A 15,039-nucleotide genomic window follows, 5' to 3' on the forward strand; every position below is an offset into this window, starting at 1 on the left:
TGTGGAAAATTTTTTATTAAAAAATAATCAAAATGGCGATATTTTTAAAGCAAATATACAGCCAAAAAATAATAAACTCATTTTGGTTGTAAAAGATAATGTAGGTAATGTGCTTTCTGGAATAAACTATAAATTAATAGTTAAAAATTTAAGTACAATTGGTCCAAATGTACTACTACAGGACTCCTTTTCAACCAATAGCAAAGGAGAAACGAGAGCAGTATATTTTGATGCTTATTTGACTGCGGAAGTTACTATTTGGCTTGATAGTAAGAAGCCCATAACTAAAGATGATAAAAATGGTGTTTATAGAATAAAATCGGAAAGTTATAGTTATATCAGTACGAGACCAGTTTTTAATAAATCTGGTGATTTAAAAGTAAACAAGAAAGAGACGATTGTTGTAGAAAAACGAATTGATGTTTTACAGAAAGCTTTTATTTTGTATCAGGTTTTTATGAGAGTAGGAGGGCAAATAAAGTATTTTCCTAAAGGTGGTTATCGAATATTTAATGAAAAAAATGAAAGATTGGATGCCTCATTAAAACAAATTAAATCCAGTGTATTGAATGAAAAATCAATATCAAATCTGTTATATACGGATCATAAAACTTATATTGAATTTGATTTGAATGGAATTAAATTTAAATCTCCATTAATGGTACCACTAGTGACTTCAACTAAAGGGAATTTTCATCCTTTTGAAATTAAGCTAAGTAGCACGACTACAAATCCTAAAGAAACTTATACAGCGAGTTTAGGTGCTAAAACAACATTACCGATAATTATTGTACCAAAAACCAATGAAATTTATATTTTACCGATGGATGTTTTTAAGCCGTTCGATAAGTTAACTAAAGATTTTGAGAAATCTATATCTTCAATTTATAAAAATAAAAAAGATTTAGAGTTACAACTTGAAGCAAGAAATCCAACTGACATAAAAAAAATTGAAGAAAGACTGGGTATCGCAAAAAAGGACGCCCTAGACAAAATTAATGGAGAGTTTAAAAACAGTGCAGAAATCCAAGAAGTACTTGTGATTGAAGCAAGTGGAAACTCAAATGGTAATCCAAATATCTTAAGAAGATATGCCAATAAACGTAGAATCGAAGAATTAAGAACTCAACGAATAAATAAAAGCACAACTAAAATCAAGATAACCAGTGATACAAGTACAAATGCTAGAGAAGGGACAGAGGAAATAAACACATCGAATCCTCGAGAGTTTAATGATAGTTTAAAAAAATTTATAAATGGTGTAGGTGTTGAATTAGCAAGTTACAAATCAAAATCAGCGGATGAAAAAAGCATTCGAGATTTGTATTTACCAGTGTTGGGACGTGTGGGAGGAGAGTATTCTAACCAATACAATATGATGAGTGAAAATGATGAACTCACAGTAGATGCGCAGTGGATGAGATTTGTAGGTACAAATGGTACAGAGGCTACGCTTAACTTGTCTAAGGAACATTTACATGGTAAAGCTGAAGCAAAGGCGGCTGCAAAATTTGTATTATTTGAGGGACGAGCAAATTGGGACTTTTTTTGGCCATCTAAATACGGTTGGAGTATTGTTTTTGATGGTGGCGATCCCATTGCGACAATTCGAGTTGTTGCTGGTGCCGCATTACAAGGATTTGCAGGTGCAAATCTAGCAATTGCAGGTCAAACGAGTGTCGCGATTGGTAACGTTGCAGGCTATCAAAAACTACAAGCAATTTCACATGATCCTAAAAAGTCGATGAAAGATGCAGTGGATGCAGTAAAAGGCTTAAAAGTAGAAGTCAAAAGTAATGAAGATATACCTCCTGATGTGCTAAATAAAGCTCAAGTAGAAGTAAAAGCCTTTGCTGGCGCCCAATTAGCGCTTACTCCAAAAGTTGAATTGCAGTGGTTTAATGCGAATGGAAACCCTCGTGAATCAAGTGGAGAGCCTAAGTTTGAAACATTAGCAAAAGCAGCCGTTACTGCTGGCGTGAGTGGTGGTGCAGGAGCAGAATTTAATTTTTATATGTACATTCACACGAATGGTTCGATCAGGATCAAGTTGGCTGCCCATTTGTGTTATGGGATTGGGGCAAAAGGCGCGGTTGATTTGGAGGTAAATCCTAAAGATTTAGTATCTTTAATGCTGTTTATCAAAAAGAATTTACTGAAAATGGGCTTTATGCATTTGGCTTATATTGCTACTGATTTATTTGAGCAATTATCACAACTTTTTGCGATGCTTGCCGCAAATAATGATTATACAATTTTAAAAAAATATTCTACCCAGTTAAATAATATATCAGATTTTCTCGGTGATGTAAGCCAAGACTTTAGAAAATGGACAGCAACAATTAAATCTGAAGAAGCCAAATTGGCATGCGCTCAAAATATAAATAATAATTTACAGTCATTGATCGGTTTAACACCCAACTCCAAAGGGATCTTGGTATATTCTCTATGTCATTGGAATACTCGTTGGGCACATTATGATGATTTCCCAGCTATAGATTGGGATGGGATTCATTATTTGGATCAACGAAAAACAGCTATTGTTAATATTTTTAAATCAACACTGCATGTAAATGAATGGCGAAATATTATAGAAAGAGTCAATCAGCAAGGTAAAAAAAGTACTGGAAATACAAAAAACCTTGAAAGACATATTATTAATTTTTTAGCCAGTGGTTTAAACTTGGTGCGGTTTCAAATAGAAAATATTGTTTTGGCTCTAAATAACAATACCAAATATACAGGACCTACCAATAAATGGATTAAAGACTTTATAGAAGCAAGAACAAGTTTGGAAGGAATTAAGACATGGCCTTTACCACAAATTGCTTATAATCAGGATGACAGTATTTTTAAACAAGTCAAAATTATGCAGGGATATGATGAAAATAATGAAATTCTATATTTGGCGAGTGCTAACGATAAACCATTATTCTCAGAACCTGATAACGATACATATTTAACGTAAAATATTAAGGATCTTAGGGCATAATAAATATTTCCTAAGATCCGTTTTATGGTTAAAAATGAAATTTAAAATTTCACTGAATAAAAAATATGAGCTTAGACTTTAAACTAATGGGGTCATAGGTATTCTATTTTTGTATAGGCGTTGGACTATTGGCAGCACATCGGACTGAAGTAGTGTAATAGCGAGAAAAATCCTTTCCTTTTAAGCCAGGTTCTTTAAACATTCTTGAAAAAGTAAAGCCAAAAGCAGTCCGAATCATATATTCATCTTTTGCATTTGTACTTCTAAGGACCTTAGCCGTACCTGTTTCAGGTCCTTTGGGATTTTTTTCAGGTGATTTAGAATAATAGTCAGGTGCATACCAGTCAGCGACCCATTCTAAGTTTTCATTGATTAAGTCGTAAAAACCTAATGGAGTAGGCTGATGAGCGCCAAGTTGAGTGATGAGTATTATCGAGTTCTCTGCAACAGTTTCTGTGAATGCTTGTTGTTGTTCATAACTATTAAAGTTTTTACCATATTCTACTTTACCATTATCGGTGGGATAAACCACTTGTTGGCCGCGGTTACGAGCAGCATATTCCCACTGCGCTTCGGTTGGTAAGTCCATAGGTACATTTAATTGTTTGCCTAACCATTGGCAGTAATCACGCGCTTGATACCAATTGAGTCCAGCGGCAGCATCTTTATATCGTAAATCTTGCAAATCTGGATCATTCATAACTTTAGGCTTCCCTGTTGCTGCACTATAAGTATCTAAGTCTTCATAACTGGACTTATAGGCATTTAGGCTATAACTATCTAAAGTGACTTTATGTAAAGGTTTACTATGAGCATCACCATCAAAAGGTAATTTTCCTTTATTGACGAGTTCACCGAAGTCACCCATCATAAACGTACCACCTTGTACAAAAATCATATTCTTTTTGGTTTTCTCCACCAATTTTTTAATTCTTTGTTGTAACTCAAGATCGTTTTTTTCATTGGTCTTTTGAGCTGTTGAGTTGCTATGCGTCTCATTGGTGGTTTTTGCACAAGCAGATAAGGCTAAAGTGGAGAGTAAAATAGCAATTATATTGTGTTTCATCATTTTTAAATAAGACTATCAATATTTTAGTTTTTATCCTAACTGATAATCTGTACAATATAAAGTTTGATTCTGTTAAAAAATATAAAGGTTAAAGGGGTTTGGCGTTTGTATAATAATAATTAATTAAAATAAAGGTTTAGGACTATTAGCAACACATCTCACTGAGGTCCTATAATAATCTTCAAAGTCATGACCTTTTAAATCGGGTTCTTTAAACATTCTTGAAAAAGTAAAGCCAAAAGCAGTTCGAATCATATATTCATCCCTGGTATTGGTACTTCTAAGGACTTTAGCTGTACCTGTTTCAGGTCCCTTAGGATTTTTTTCTGATGATTTAGAATAATAATCAGGTGCATACCAGTCAGCAACCCATTCTAAGTTTTCATTGATTAAGTCGTAAAAACCTAATGGAGTAGGTTGGTACGCACCTAATTGAGAAACTAAAATGATGGCATCCCCTGAAACCTTACGCGAGAAATCTTTTTGTTGTTCATAACTATTAAAGTTTTTCCCATATTCTACTTTACCATTATCGGTGGGATAGACCACTTGTTGTCCACGATTACGAGCAGCATATTCCCATTGTGCTTCAGTTGGTAAGTCCATAGGTACATTTAATTGTTTGCCTAACCATTGGCAGTAATCACGCGCTTGATACCAATTGAGTCCAGCGGCAGCATCTTTATATCTCTTATCAATGATATCTGGATCATCCATAACTTTAGGCTGTCCTGTTGCTGCACTATAAGTGTCTAAGTCTTCATAACTGGACTTATAGGCATTTAGGCTATAACTATCTAAAGTGACTTTATGTAAAGGTTTACTATGAGCTTCACCATCAAAAGGTAATTTTCCTTTATTGAAGAGTTCACCGAAGTCACCCATCATAAACGTGCCACCTTGTACAAAAATCATATTCTTTTTGGTTTTCTCCACCAATGTTTTAATTCTTTGTTGTAACTCAAGATCGTTTTTTTCATTGGTCTTTTGAGCTGTTGAATTGCTATGCGTCTCATTGGTGGTTTTTGCACAAGCAGAGAAGGTTAAGGTCGAGAGTAAAACAACGATTATATTATGTTTTATCATTTTTAAATAAGACTATCAATATTTTAGCTTTTATCTTAACGGCTAATCTGCACGATATAAAGATTGATTCTGTTAAAAAATATATAGGTTAAAGGGATTTAGCGTTTGTATAATAATAATTAATTAAAATAAAGGTTTAGTGTTGTTGGCAGCACATCGGACTGAAGTAGTGTAATAATGAGCAAAATCCTTTCCTTTTAAATCGGGTTCTTTAAACATTCTTGAAAAAGTGAAGCCAAAAGCAGTTCGAATCATATATTCATCATTAATATTGGTACTTCTAAGGACTTTAGCTGTACCTGTTTCAGGTCCCTTAGGATTTTTTTCTGATGATTTAGAATAATAATCAGGTGCATACCAGTCAGCAACCCATTCTAAGTTTTCATTGATTAAGTCGTAAAAACCTAATGGAGTAGGTTGGTACGCACCTAATTGAGAAACTAAAATGATGGCATCCCCTGAAACCTTACGCGAGAAATCTTTTTGTTGTTGATAACTATTAAAGTTTTTACCATATTCTAGTTTACCATTATCGGTGGGATAGACCACTTGTTGACCGCGGTTACGAGCAGCATATTCCCATTGTGCTTCAGTTGGTAAGTCCATAGGTACATTTAATTGTTTGCCTAACCATTGGCAGTAATCACGGGCTTGATACCAATTGAGTCCAGCGGCAGCATCTTTATATCTCTTATCAATGATATCTGGATCATCCATAACTTTAGGCTGTCCTGTTGCTGCACTATAAGTGTCTAAGTCTTCATAACTGGACTTATAGGCATTTAGGCTATAACTATCTAAAGTGACTTTATGTAAAGGTTTACTATGAGCATCGCCATCAAAAGGTAATTTTCCTTTATTGACGAGTTCACCGAAGTCACCCATCATAAACGTACCACCTTGTACAAAAATCATATTCTTTTTGGTTTTCTCCACCAATGTTTTAATTCTTTGTTGTAACTCAAGATCGTTTTTTTCATTGGTCTTTTGAGCTGTTGAATTGCTATGCGTCTCATTGGTGGTTTTTGCACAAGCAGATAAGGCTAAAGTGGAGAGTAAAATAGCAATTATATTGTGTTTCATCATTTTTAAATAAGACTATCAATATTTTAGTTTTTATCCTAACTGATAATTGGCATGTTATAAAGAAGACTTATTAAAAACTGAATTGAGTCTTTAAATGCTTATATTTTAATGATATTAGCGTTGTTGAGTAACTTGGATTGTACTAAATAAATAGGTTTAAAATGAAAAATCCATGGTATTTCGTTCCTCGTACAAAAGTTGGAGAGCGTGTAAAGAAATATCAGCTTTTTAAAATTGATACTTTTGAACTGAAACGAGTGATCAATCATAATTTTTCGGTTGTGCAGATGAATTCTTCATTTATAGAGTTTATTAATAAAGAATATATTTGGATTGGGAAGTCATTTATCTATTCTTTTCTAATCGGCATTCCTGTGCTTGTAATGAGTATTTTCTTCATATATATGATTTTTTTTGATTATGGTGAAATAGATTACATTATGTGGTTTGGGGCAATATCTATTTTTATTGCAAGCTTATACATTCTTATAACGATGCTTCACCCCCTGATAAGTAAGGAACTTTTTAAGCCTTTATACAATTCGATAATGCTAAATAGGAAGAACAAAGTAGTAACTTTTCATGAAAATAACGAATTTCTGCGATTACAATTAAGTGATCTTTATTTTGATATTGTTCAATCACAAGGTATCGTTGGACTACCTTTGTATGAGTTACATGCCTATATACTTGATGGTGAAGTGATAAAACATGATATACAGTTAGGCATACCGAATATCCATAAAGACTATATAGAAGGCTTTTTATTATTTATCAAAACTTATGTAGAGCAGGGACCTGAACCCTTGTACTACAGAGAAGGGATAGACGACCCTGAGCAAGATTATAAAAGTAAATTAACCTATTGCTATGATATTCAAGAGAAAAAAGAATCCTTGAAGCAAAGTTGGCAAACCGTGTTTATCAATCATTTTCAGACACCACTCTATGCGCTTATTTTTGCTGTACCTGAATTTGTAAGGTTCTTTGGACGACGAATCACCGTTGTTTTTTCAAAGCCATTTTATTGGAGTGAAGCACTAAAAAAGGAGCATGTTGTAGATGAAAATGATCCCTATAGTGTGACAGCAAAAGACAATTTGAAATTTGGTTTTTTTAGTGTGAAAGAGAAGCAACATGAATAATGAAGCTTTATACATATTCAGTTTAAAACTAAAGATAGCAGATAAAGCACGAGAAGGTGATTTTATCTTAAACCATATTGAATAGGTCAAATATGCTTAATGGTACATTACAATATCCAGTGTATAAGAATGCTAGGCACCTAACACCTAAAGAAAAGCAAAATATTCTTTCGAAGAAAATAGCTTATAAATCAAGTGTGTTTCATGGCTATCACTTTGTAAAAATGAATTCTACCTATATGGAATGTGTAAATAACAGCTTCTTTTTAAAAGGTAATTCCTATTTTAATTTGCTTGGAGTTCTTTTTATAGCAGTTCCAGTTATTTTGATTGTTTGGCTCATATTTTTTTATATAACAGTAATTCGTGATGCTGAAAGTTTACTCGGCTTCATCGTCGTTTTTTCTCCAATGCATATTTTATTTTCTTTTATTTTTTATGTTTTTTATAAAGGTTATCAAAATTTTAAAAAGTATGAAAAATTAGGCTATAACTATTATCCAATCCGATTTAATAGAAAAAATCAAAAAGTCTATGTTTATGATGTCAGTGGTCAAATCTTTTCAGAGAATTGGGAGAAGATTGATTTTATTTTAAATCATCGACTGGGAGGCTACGAGGGCACTTTTTGGGAGATCAAGGGGTTTATCAAGGATAACAATGGCTTGATTACTTATACCTTTGCTTTTGCACTGAGTAAGCATAAAAAGCAAGAAACGCTTGAAATATGGCAGTTTATTAAAGAGTATATGAATAATGGACCTGAAAAGCTTTATTTTAATAAACATATAGTAGAAACGAGTCCTCGTTTAGTACCTGAGAAATTAAGCTATTGTTTAAATATTGAAGCACAGCCTGAGTCTTTAGAAACCAGTCAGGAAATCGTTGCATTAGATTATCAAAGTGAATTTCGATCATTCTACTCAAGGGCAATGATTAAAATTTTAGGTGCAACGCGCAATAAATTTATTCGTGCTGATAAACAACCGAAATGGTCTCAACAAGTTGAAAATGAATGTCAGGTTGATGCTAAAGACCCCTATGTTGTTGATGCTTCGACAACATACCAACTCGATACTTTTGGAAAAATAATCAAATAAAAAAAGCCCCGAAGGACTTTCTTATCTCAACAAATTTTTAAGGCATCTGCTGAATCGGACTACCACCTAAAGCCTGCATCAACGTCACATAAGCGTTGTACTGGCTTTGTTTGGTTTGTACCAAAGCCAAACGAGCGCTACGTGTTGTTTCCTGTGCATCCAAAAGATTTTTTAAAGCAATCGCACCATTACGATAACGAACATCAGTCAAACGTTCAGTTTTTTCTGCAAGCTCAAGATTCTTTTGTTGTAGCGCAACTTGTTTATCTAATTCAGTTCGATTCGATAACGCATTTTCCGTGTCTGCAAAAGCTTGATATAGGGTATTGCGGTATTGAACGATGGCTTTTTCATAGTCCAATTCACTAATCTTTAGGTTCTTTTGCATATCGTTATATTGCAAAAACGGTAAACTTAAACTTGCACCTAAAGTAAGCGCAGGATTTTTCAGTAAATTGGTCAGAGAGGTGCTGGTCGAACCTAGATTTCCAGTCAAGCTAATAGATGGATAATAACTTGCTTTGGTCGCATCTTTGGTAGCTAAAGACTCACGTAAACGTAACTCAGCAGCTCTCAAATCTGGACGACGTGACAAAATATCGGCGGGTAAGCCTGCCGCAATTTCAGGTAAACGAATCCGTGGCAACTGTTGAGGTTCTTGAATATTCAACTGTTGTACTGGAATCTGCAATAACACAGCCAAAGCAGTACGTGCTTCAACACGCTGTTGTTCAATCTGACTTAAACTTGCTTTTTGGCTTTGTACAGACTGCTCAGCTTGGGTTAAATCTAACCCTGAAACAGCACCTGCACGGTATTGGGTGCGCACCAATTCATAGGTTTTTTGGGTAGAGGCTAAGCTTTGTTGTGCAGAGCTATAGCGTTCATTTAAATAACCCAATTGCCAGTATAAGTTTGCAGTTGTACCAATTAAGGTTTGTCCTGTCGCTTGCAAGTCTTGTTCAGTGGCTAAAGACTCCCATTTAGAGGCTTCAGTCTGACGCGCCAATTTACCAAATAAATCGACTTCATAACTTACGCCAGCACTGAGCGATAGACCTCTGGCAGCATCATCGCCCGAGTTGAGATCAAAGCTATGTCCAGTTGAAACACTTGAATTGACACGTGGTCCTTGTTGATCACGTGCTAACCCAGCTCTTAATCGTGCAGTTTGTAAATTGATCCCTGCCACAGCCAAATCAGCATTTCGTTCAATCACTTGATTGACCAATTGATTGAGTTGCGTATCGCCAAATAAAGTCCACCATTGGTCTGCATAAAGATCAGCTTGAACTTGTTGAGATTTTGCTTTGTCATAAGCAAAACCATTGGGGATTTGTACCGCAGGTGCTTCATACGGGGTTTTCACCACAGCAGCACATCCCACCAGTGAGCTTCCAAGAATCAAGGCTGTTGCAAGTTTGCTTAAATTCATTTGCATTAATATTTTCCTTATTCTTCGGTTATTCACGTGAAAGTGCATCGACAGGATTCAACTGCGCGGCATTTCGTGCTGGGATAAATCCAAACACCACACCAATCAAAGTTGAACATACAAATGCTGCAATGATCGAAGTACTTGAATACGCCATTTGGAAACTGCCTTTGGCAATATGTCCGATCAACTGTCCAATACCTAATGAAAGTAAGACACCTAATATTCCGCCTAAAATACACACCAAAATCGCTTCAATCAGAAACTGTTGTAGAATATCGCTTTGTCGTGCACCCACCGCCATACGTACCCCAATTTCCTGAGTACGTTCAGTCACGGAAACCAGCATAATATTCATTACACCGATCCCACCCACCACAAGCGAAATCACTGCAATTGCAGACACCAATAAGGTCATGGTTTGGGTGGTTTGTTCAATAGTTTGACGGATACTGTCAGAGTTTTGTGTAAAGACATCTTGTGCACCGTGGCGCTGTTCTAACAAGCTTAAAATGGCATTTTCAGCCACAGCGGTCGGGTAGGTGTCTTTGACACGAACAATGATGCTACGTACATTAGACTGCCCTAACATGCGACTCATCACGGTTGAGTAAGGGAGATAGACATTTAGGCTATCAGAACTCATAAAGCCTTGTTGTGCATCAATGACCCCGATGATTCGACTCGGAACACTGCCCAATAAAATCACTTGCCCTAACGGGTCAGTACCATCAGCAAAGAATGTCTTTTTGGTGTTGGAGTCAATCACGACATCCTGTGCACGTTGAGTCACACTTTGTTTGTCAAAAGGTTGACCTGCGACAAACTCTAAACCTCTTACATTGAAGAAGTCTGCACTTACGCCATTTACGGTGGCTGCTGCTTCGGTATCTTTAAATCGCGCTGTAACGCTACTGTTCACTGTTGGGCTAACTGCTTCTACATAGGGCTGTTCAGATAGTGCTTCAGCATCAGCGGGCACAAGGGTTTTAAATTGAGCTGTCTTTGAGTTGTCACCAAAGCCTCGACCCTGAAAGACCGTAATGGTATTGGTACCTAAACTGCTGATGTTTTCCAAAATTTGTTTTTGTGAGCCATTTCCGAGTGCAACGACAGACACCACGGATGCAATCCCGATAATGATCCCCAACATGGTCAGGAAAGTACGCATACGATGTGCATTCATTGCGAGCAAAGCCATACGGAAAGCTTCAGCAAAACGATCTAGTGCTGAACGCCAACGAGATGATTTTTTTCGACTGGATTTGGGCTCTGCATCTGCAACAACCTCAATCACATCGTCATGTTCTGGAACATTAGGCTTATCTGCAATAATATTCCCGTCACTGATTTCAATAATACGTGTCGCATTTTTTGCGACATTCATATCATGTGTAACCAAAATGATGGTATGACCTTTGGCATTTAGCTCACGCAAGATGCGCATCACTTCGATACCGCTATTTTTATCCAATGCGCCTGTTGGCTCATCGGCAAGAATAACATCACCACCATTCATCAAGGCACGGGCAATCGAAACACGCTGTTGCTGACCGCCTGAAAGTTGATTTGGACGGTTTTCAGTTTTTTCACCAAGTCCAAGATCAGTCAGGATTTCATGCGAGCGCTTTTGACGAACGGTGGGGTCCATACCTGCATAAATTGCAGGGACTTCGACGTTTCCAGCAGCATTCAAATCACCCAATAAGTGATAGCGCTGGAAGATAAAGCCAAAATACTCACGACGTAACTGAGCCAGCTCATCAGGTTCAAGTTTACGGGTTTCACGCCCATTTACCTGATAGCTTCCTGATGTTGGCTGATCCAGACAACCCAAAATATTCATCAAGGTCGATTTACCAGAACCAGACTGACCAACGATGGCAACCAACTCACCCGGATAAATCTTTAAATTAATACTTTTTAAAATCTGAATAGTGGATTCACCCGCAGGGAACTCACGTATCAGATTACTAACCTCGAGTAGAGGTTTGATCTGATGATTGTTCTGATCCATGCTTAGAGTCTCATTGGGCCATTTCTGTTACTACGTTTTGCAGAATCATTCGACGTGTCTGAACCATCGGCGAGAATCACTTGATCACCTTCATTTAAGCCACGTAACACTTCTGCTGTAACACGGTTATTTAAACCAATTAATACTTGTTTACGTTTGGCGCTGCCATCAGCCTGTAAAACACGAACGATTGCAACGGATGCTTTACCTTGATCTAGCAAAGCTTTCTCGTCTGCGGTTAACTCAAGACGCTCTGGGCGATCTGCTGCATTTTGTCCCTCTTTATGGGTTTGACCTTGAGCAGAAGAAGCAGGGCGATTTGAATTTGCACCAGATTGACCATTTGATTTATTGGCACGTTGTGGGCGATTTGAGGCTTGAAGTGCAGCTGCAGGAACAGTCAAAGCATTTTTAGCTTCCGCTAAAATAATATAAACCTGAGCTGTCATATCAATACGCAACTTGCCATCATCATTTGGCACATCGAAGAGCGCATTATAATAAATCGCAGTGCTTGATGACGATGATGAAGAATTGCTGGTTGTTTCTGTATTGATTGATTCAGGTGCAGGCTCTACTTGACGCAGTGTTGCATAACGTTTTTTCTCACTGTCTCCCAGTGTTGTGAAATAAACTTTTTGACCTTCCTGAACTTTCATGACATCAGCTTCTGATACTTGGGCTTTGATGGTCATGGTGTCAAGTTTAGCAAGCTTCACAATCGTTGGAGCGCTTTGATTCGCGTTAACGGTTTGACCTTCTTCAGTCACAATTGCAACCACAGTACCATCCATCGGCGCAACAATACGGGTATAACCTAAGTTTTCTTGTGAGGTTGCCAGTGTCAGTTTAGATTGTTCAATTTGCGCATTCATCGATGCAATATCGGCTTGTGCTGTCTTAAACGCAGCCAACGCACTGTCGTAATCAGCCTTAGATGTCGCATCTTGTGCATACATATTCTTCTGACGATTATATTCAGCTTCAGCCTTGGCTAAAGTGGCTTGTTTTGTGGTCAATTGTGCCTGTTGGTTTTTAATACTTGCTTCTGCTGTTTTTAAATCGTTGGTTTGTCGTACAGAATCAATTTGTGCGATCAATTGTCCTTGTTTGACTTGATCTCCCAGCTTTACATACATTTTTTTGACCTGACCAGAAACCTGTGCACCCACACTGACCATTTTGGTTGCTTCCAAGTCACCTGTTGCAAGTACAGAATCTTCAATATCTCCACGGGTTACTTCAGCAGTAATATACTGAGGCTGTGTATTTTTTGGTTTTAATGTGTACCATGCGATTGCTGCGACGATCGCTACACAGGCCGCTATAAAAATGGCTTTGGCTGGTTTTATTTTTGGCATAGCAATAATGAGACTGAGAGAAAAATTGATCAAATTATAATGATGAATTAAGGATAAAGCGTGAATTTTTTATAATAAATAGAAATGAGAATTATTCTAGTTGATCTTTGTGATTAAAAATTAAGCATTGATAAATAAAGACTTTCCACACAACTCTGCAATACATTGTTGAATGATATGTTCTGGTTTTTCTTGACTAAGCCCTTTAATAGCAGCATCAATGCGTAATAAAAGTGTCGGCCATGTTAAAAACGATTGTGGATTTAAACGTCTAAGTGCTTGTTGGTACAAAGAAATTTTTGTTTTCCAAATGCCAAGTTGTAAAGCATTTTGTGGCTGTTCATACAATTGCATCAAAAGACGCATTTCTTTACTAATGGTCCATAAAATTAAACTATCAGGTTCTCCAGACTCCAAAAGATATTGGAAAATCTTAATGGCTAAAGCTAAATTTCCAGCGATCAATGCATCGCTTAAATCAAAAGTGCTGTAGCGGGATTGATCTTGTAAGCATTGTTGTAAATGGTCGATTTCAATCTGTTTTTGATCGGGGAATGTATCTGCAACACGCATTAAACTGTTTTTAGCAGCCAATAAATTGTGTTCATGATGTTGTTCAAGCCATACCCATGCATCTTGATTGAGTTGAATACCAAGTTGTTCTGCTTCAATTACCAAGATGCGCTGACGGTCTTGTGGGTAATTCGCCGTCAATGCAACAACTACACCGTTGGCTTCAACCGTTTGGAAGAAAGCAGATTTTAAACTACTTGAATCCTGCTTTGGCATCACGATTACAAGTAAATTGTGTTCGTTATGTTGAATATATTGTTTGAGTTGTTTTAATCCATTGGCATCTGGCTTGATATTGCCATGCACTTCAAGTGCGAGATGTTGTGAAAATAAAGACAGGCTGTTTAAAGCATTAAAAACATTTTTCCAGTCTGAAACACTATTTAAATCATGACGCTGTCTTTCAATTTCATGCTTTGCCCAGCTTTTTCTTAATGCATCAAGCAAATTTTGCTCTAACAGTGGCTCTTGACCATGTAAAATCCAAACACCGCGCGCTTCATCAACACGTTTAAGGGCTTGTAAATAGTCAAGTTTCATAAGTTTATTGTGCTACTGGTTGGGTGGTAATATTTCTAGCTTTCGGTAAGCGGTTGGCTGCAATTTGACGAGACATTTGTTGAGCGATGTCATCAATCAAAATTTGGCTTAAATATTTATATTGTTGGTCATCGGTATTGACTGTCGCAACATCATATTGATAACTACGAGAGGCAGTCAATGTACGAGGTTCTGTAATTGGATTTCCTTGTTTGTCCTCAATCTGGAAAGTTACAGTGAGACGCAGTAAGGTTTCAACCAATTTACCATTGAGCTCATGGCGTACAGGTTTGTAACTGAGTACACGTAACACATAGGCATCATTCGCATTACTGAGTTGGACACCCGTTGCAGTCAAATAAACACTGAGTTTTTTCTCAAGATCTTCTGTATTTTCAGGTAGAACCAACTGTAATTTGGTATAAACCAAAGGCGTTGCTTGAGTATTGGTTCCCTTTAAATGAAAGCCACAACCGACTAAGCCCGCACTCAGACCCAAAGTTAATACAACTGCTGCAACACGTTGAACCAAATGCATGCTTTGTCCTCATGATATTTCATTAAAATATGAAATATTTAATCTTGATAAATTGTCCACATTTTAGAATCAAAGCCCGTTGAATGACAACGGGCTT

11 protein-coding genes are annotated in these 15,039 nt (G+C 36.8%); 3 read left to right on the top strand and 8 right to left on the bottom strand.

From position 1 onward, the window contains the following. The first annotated feature begins 1 nt into the window (after nucleotide 1). The gene (locus I9192_RS02775) at nucleotides 2-2,968 is read left to right on the top strand and encodes a hypothetical protein (RefSeq protein WP_200150093.1); all 2,967 of its coding nucleotides are present in this window, start codon (nucleotides 2-4) and stop codon (nucleotides 2,966-2,968) included. 127 nt (nucleotides 2,969-3,095) lie between these two features. Here the strand turns inward: I9192_RS02775 and I9192_RS02780 are convergent, their stop codons facing one another. The 3 genes from I9192_RS02780 to I9192_RS02790 all read right to left on the bottom strand — a co-directional run bounded on the left by I9192_RS02780 (nucleotide 3,096) and on the right by I9192_RS02790 (nucleotide 6,230). Next, nucleotides 3,096-4,058 carry a formylglycine-generating enzyme family protein gene (locus tag I9192_RS02780; RefSeq protein WP_049044658.1) on the bottom strand — a complete coding sequence of 321 codons (963 nt, stop codon included), beginning with the start codon at nucleotides 4,056-4,058 and terminating at the stop codon, nucleotides 3,096-3,098. A 126-nt stretch (nucleotides 4,059-4,184) separates the two neighbouring features. Next, on the bottom strand, nucleotides 4,185-5,147 hold the full coding sequence (locus I9192_RS02785; RefSeq protein WP_227560654.1) for a formylglycine-generating enzyme family protein: 963 nt from the start codon (nucleotides 5,145-5,147) through the stop codon (nucleotides 4,185-4,187). 123 nt (nucleotides 5,148-5,270) lie between these two features. After that, on the bottom strand, nucleotides 5,271-6,230 hold the full coding sequence (locus I9192_RS02790) for a formylglycine-generating enzyme family protein (protein WP_198114651.1): 960 nt from the start codon (nucleotides 6,228-6,230) through the stop codon (nucleotides 5,271-5,273). A gap of 164 nt (nucleotides 6,231-6,394) precedes the next feature. Between I9192_RS02790 and I9192_RS02795 the strand changes: the two genes are divergently transcribed. Beyond that, entirely contained in the window at nucleotides 6,395-7,378 is a 984-nt protein-coding gene (locus tag I9192_RS02795; RefSeq protein ID WP_009584364.1) for a hypothetical protein, read from the top strand. A 92-nt stretch (nucleotides 7,379-7,470) separates the two neighbouring features. After that, nucleotides 7,471-8,478 carry a DUF6708 domain-containing protein gene (locus tag I9192_RS02800; protein WP_005033912.1) on the top strand — a complete coding sequence of 336 codons (1,008 nt, stop codon included), beginning with the start codon at nucleotides 7,471-7,473 and terminating at the stop codon, nucleotides 8,476-8,478. 37 nt (nucleotides 8,479-8,515) lie between these two features. Here the strand turns inward: I9192_RS02800 and I9192_RS02805 are convergent, their stop codons facing one another. From I9192_RS02805 to I9192_RS02825, 5 genes are all read right to left on the bottom strand, one after another. Continuing rightward, the gene (locus I9192_RS02805) at nucleotides 8,516-9,919 is read right to left on the bottom strand and encodes an efflux transporter outer membrane subunit (RefSeq protein ID WP_005033909.1); all 1,404 of its coding nucleotides are present in this window, start codon (nucleotides 9,917-9,919) and stop codon (nucleotides 8,516-8,518) included. A 22-nt stretch (nucleotides 9,920-9,941) separates the two neighbouring features. Next, nucleotides 9,942-11,930: a MacB family efflux pump subunit gene (locus tag I9192_RS02810; protein WP_151800897.1), complete on the bottom strand. Its 1,989-nt coding sequence runs from the start codon at nucleotides 11,928-11,930 to the stop codon at nucleotides 9,942-9,944. Nucleotides 11,931-11,932: 2 nt separating this feature from the next. Further along, complete coding sequence (locus I9192_RS02815; RefSeq protein WP_005033905.1) at nucleotides 11,933-13,291, bottom strand: MacA family efflux pump subunit; 1,359 nt, start codon at nucleotides 13,289-13,291, stop codon at nucleotides 11,933-11,935. A 120-nt stretch (nucleotides 13,292-13,411) separates the two neighbouring features. Then, nucleotides 13,412-14,404 (bottom strand): DNA polymerase III subunit delta, encoded by a 993-nt coding sequence (holA, locus tag I9192_RS02820; protein WP_004825040.1) that lies wholly within the window; start codon nucleotides 14,402-14,404, stop codon nucleotides 13,412-13,414. 4 nt (nucleotides 14,405-14,408) lie between these two features. Continuing rightward, nucleotides 14,409-14,942, bottom strand: coding sequence for an LPS-assembly lipoprotein LptE (locus I9192_RS02825; protein ID WP_004825039.1), 534 nt, complete (start codon nucleotides 14,940-14,942; stop codon nucleotides 14,409-14,411). Nucleotides 14,943-15,039 lie beyond the last annotated feature (97 nt).

This window comes from Acinetobacter bereziniae, assembly GCF_016576965.1.
Lineage (GTDB): Bacteria > Pseudomonadota > Gammaproteobacteria > Pseudomonadales > Moraxellaceae > Acinetobacter > Acinetobacter bereziniae.

What these genes read in the sequence shown, in the direction of transcription:
- I9192_RS02780 (WP_049044658.1), bottom strand. Translation starts at nt 4,058, where the DNA reads ATGAAACACAATATAATTGCTATTTTACTCTCCACTTTAGCCTTATCT.
- I9192_RS02785 (WP_227560654.1), bottom strand. Translation starts at nt 5,147, where the DNA reads ATGATAAAACATAATATAATCGTTGTTTTACTCTCGACCTTAACCTTC.
- I9192_RS02790 (WP_198114651.1), bottom strand. Translation starts at nt 6,230, where the DNA reads ATGAAACACAATATAATTGCTATTTTACTCTCCACTTTAGCCTTATCT.
- I9192_RS02795 (WP_009584364.1), top strand. Translation starts at nt 6,395, where the DNA reads ATGAAAAATCCATGGTATTTCGTTCCTCGTACAAAAGTTGGAGAGCGT.
- I9192_RS02800 (WP_005033912.1), top strand. Translation starts at nt 7,471, where the DNA reads ATGCTTAATGGTACATTACAATATCCAGTGTATAAGAATGCTAGGCAC.
- I9192_RS02805 (WP_005033909.1), bottom strand. Translation starts at nt 9,919, where the DNA reads ATGCAAATGAATTTAAGCAAACTTGCAACAGCCTTGATTCTTGGAAGC.
- I9192_RS02810 (WP_151800897.1), bottom strand. Translation starts at nt 11,930, where the DNA reads ATGGATCAGAACAATCATCAGATCAAACCTCTACTCGAGGTTAGTAAT.
- I9192_RS02815 (WP_005033905.1), bottom strand. Translation starts at nt 13,291, where the DNA reads ATGCCAAAAATAAAACCAGCCAAAGCCATTTTTATAGCGGCCTGTGTA.
- holA (WP_004825040.1), bottom strand. Translation starts at nt 14,404, where the DNA reads ATGAAACTTGACTATTTACAAGCCCTTAAACGTGTTGATGAAGCGCGC.
- I9192_RS02825 (WP_004825039.1), bottom strand. Translation starts at nt 14,942, where the DNA reads ATGCATTTGGTTCAACGTGTTGCAGCAGTTGTATTAACTTTGGGTCTG.